Origin of the sequence: Pseudaminobacter soli (ex Li et al. 2025) (assembly GCF_029892515.1) — a bacterium.
Taxonomy (GTDB): domain Bacteria; phylum Pseudomonadota; class Alphaproteobacteria; order Rhizobiales; family Rhizobiaceae; genus Pseudaminobacter; species Pseudaminobacter soli_A.
In genome coordinates this window covers 1-3,248 of sequence record NZ_JARXVF010000019.1, presented here as the reverse complement: position 1 = coordinate 3,248, position 3,248 = coordinate 1, and the positions used below count along the sequence as shown (strand labels likewise).

The following is a 3,248-nucleotide window of genomic DNA, read 5'->3' as shown; positions in this document are numbered from 1 at the left end:
ATGAGCATTGATAATGAGAACGATCAAGCCAATCGAGCTATTAGTACCGATAAGCTTCACACATTGCTGCGCTTCCACACTCGGCCTATCAACGTGGTCGTCTTCCACGGCTCTCAGGGAATACTCGTTTTCAGGTGGGTTTCCCGCTTAGATGCCTTCAGCGGTTATCCCGTCCGTATATAGCTACCCTGCAATGCGGCTGGCGCCACAACAGGTCCACCAGAGATACGTCCATCCCGGTCCTCTCGTACTAGGGACAGATCCTGTCAATATTCCTACACCCACGGCAGATAGGGACCGAACTGTCTCACGACGTTCTGAACCCAACTCACGTACCGCTTTAAATGGCGAACAGCCATACCCTTGGGACCTGCTCCAGCCCCAGGATGCGATGAGTCGACATCGAGGTGCCAAACAACCCCGTCGATATGGACTCTTGGGGGTCATCAGCCTGTTATCCCCGGCGTACCTTTTATCCGTTGAGCGATGGCCCTTCCACACGGGACCACCGGATCACTATGACCGACTTTCGTCTCTGCTCGACTTGTCAGTCTCGCAGTCAGGCAGGCTTATGCCATTGCACTCAGCGACCGATTTCCGACCGGTCTGAGCCCACCATCGCGCGCCTCCGTTACTCTTTAGGAGGCGACCGCCCCAGTCAAACTACCCACCATACATTGTCCCGGACCCGGATGACGGGCCGCGGTTAGACATCCATAGAGATAAGGGTGGTATTTCAAGGGTGGCTCCACCAAGGCTGGCGCCCTGGCTTCAAAGCCTACCACCTATCCTACACATGCCACTACGAATGCCAATGTAAAGCTATAGTAAAGGTGCACGGGGTCTTTCCGTCTAACCGCAGGAACCCCGCATCTTCACGGGGAATTCAATTTCACTGAGTCTATGCTGGAGACAGCGGGGAAGTCGTTACGCCATTCGTGCAGGTCGGAACTTACCCGACAAGGAATTTCGCTACCTTAGGACCGTTATAGTTACGGCCGCCGTTTACTGGGGCTTCGATTCAGAGCTTGCACCCCTCCTCTTAACCTTCCAGCACCGGGCAGGCGTCAGACCCTATACGTCGTCTTGCGACTTCGCAGAGCCCTGTGTTTTTGATAAACAGTCGCTACCCCCTGGTCTGTGCCACCCCCATACACTTGCGTGCAAAGGGGTCACGCTTCTTCCGAAGTTACGCGTGCAATTTGCCGAGTTCCTTCAGCATAGTTCTCTCAAGCGCCTTGGTATACTCTACCAGTCCACCAGTGTCGGTTTCGGGTACGGTCTATAAGTGGGAGCTATTTCCTGGGACCACTTCGCTGCCAGATCAATCCGATAAGACCTGACAACACACATGATCCGTCACTACCCACAGGCCCACGAATATTAACGTGGTTCCCATCGTCTACGCATGTCTGCCTCGACTTAGGGGCCGGCTAACCCTGCTCAGATTAACTTTAAGCAGGAACCCTTGGACTTTCGGCGGGGGTGTCTCTCACACCCCTTACGTTACTCATGTCAGCATTCGCACTTCCGATACCTCCACCGCTCCTCACGGATACGGCTTCATCGGCTTACGGAACGCTCCGCTACCGCTTGCAGTAAACTGCAAACCCAAAGCTTCGGTGCATGGCTTTAGCCCCGTTACATTTTCGGCGCAAAGACCCTTAATTAGACCAGTGAGCTGTTACGCTTTCTTTAAATGATGGCTGCTTCTAAGCCAACATCCTGGTTGTTTTGGGATCCTCACATCCTTTCCCACTTAGCCATGACTTGGGGACCTTAGCTGTTGGTCAGGGTTGTTTCCCTTTCCACGACGGACGTTAGCACCCGCCGTGTGTCTGCCGACTAGTACTCCCAGGTATTCGGAGTTTGGTTAGGTTTGGTAATCCGGTGAGGACCCCTAGCCCATCCAGTGCTCTACCCCCTGGGGTATTCGGTCGACGCTCTACCTAAATAGATTTCGCGGAGAACCAGCTATTTCCGAGTTTGATTGGCCTTTCACCCCTAGCCACAAGTCATCCCGAACTATTGCAACAGTTATGGGTTCGGTCCTCCAGTAAGTGTTACCTTACCTTCAACCTGCTCATGGCTAGATCACTCGGTTTCGGGTCTAATGCGTCGAACTGAACGCCCTGTTCAGACTCGCTTTCGCTGCGCCTACACCTACCGGCTTAAGCTTGCTCGACACACTAAGTCGCTGACCCATTATACAAAAGGTACGATGTCACCATTTCAGGCTCCATCTGTTTGTAGGCAACCGGTTTCAGGTACTCTTTCACTCCCCTCGTCGGGGTGCTTTTCACCTTTCCCTCACGGTACTAGTTCGCTATCGGTCATGCACGAGTACTTAGGCTTGGAGAGTGGTCTCCCCATGTTCAGACAGGATTTCACGTGTCCCGCCTTACTCAAGGACTTTTGTTCGCATTACGCGTACGGGGCTGTCACCCATTCTTGCCCAACTTTCCAGATGGTTCCGCTTGTCTCACAAAAGCCGCTGGCCTGGTCCGCGTTCGCTCGCCACTACTTGCGGAGTCTCGGTTGATGTCCTTTCCTACAGGTACTTAGATGTTTCAGTTCCCTGCGTTCGCCACTTTATCCCTATGTATTCAGGATAAGTTACCTAATCTCGATACTTGTAAACCACAGCGGCAAACCGAACAAAAGTCCGACCTGCCGCTCTGATTTTACAAGTATCTTAGGTGGGTTTCCCCATTCGGAAATCTACGGATCAAAGGGTATTCGCACCTCCCCGTAGCTTATCGCAGCGTATCACGTCCTTCATCGCCTGTGCATGCCAAGGCATCCACCAATTGCCCTTAAGACACTTGATCGTTCTCATTGCCAATGCTCACCGCGCAAACCCGAAGGGTTTGTCGCGCCCCGGCGCAATCTCGAAGAGATTGTCGCCATCGCACGACCCTAACAGGTTGCTTGATGCCATCGGCACAAAAAGACCAGCTTCTCGAGATCGGTTCGAGGGTGCGGTTAGGCAAACCCATCATATGCGGGAGATTGAGCGTCTCACCGCGACAAACCAATGTTTCCATTGGAGTTCGAACAAATCTTCTCTTTACGATGTCAAACAGAACAGGCAACGAGCTCGAAAGCCACGTCGCAAACCTTGTTAACGAATGATTGCTTTATCCACCCTCTCAACACCAGGTAATGGTGGAGCCGGACGGGATCGAACCGACGACATCCTGCTTGCAAAGCAGGCGCTCTCCCAGCTGAGCTACGGCCCCTGATAA

The 3,248-nt window shown here is 53.0% G+C and carries 1 tRNA gene and 1 rRNA gene; both read right to left on the bottom strand.

The annotated features are described in order from the left end of the window. Positions 1-19 precede the first annotated feature (19 nt). A 23S ribosomal RNA gene (locus M2281_RS29110) occupies positions 20-2,831 on the bottom strand. Between the two features lie 335 nt (positions 2,832-3,166). Continuing rightward, positions 3,167-3,242: transfer RNA gene (locus M2281_RS29105), tRNA-Ala, on the bottom strand. Between the last annotated feature and the right edge of the window lie 6 nt (positions 3,243-3,248).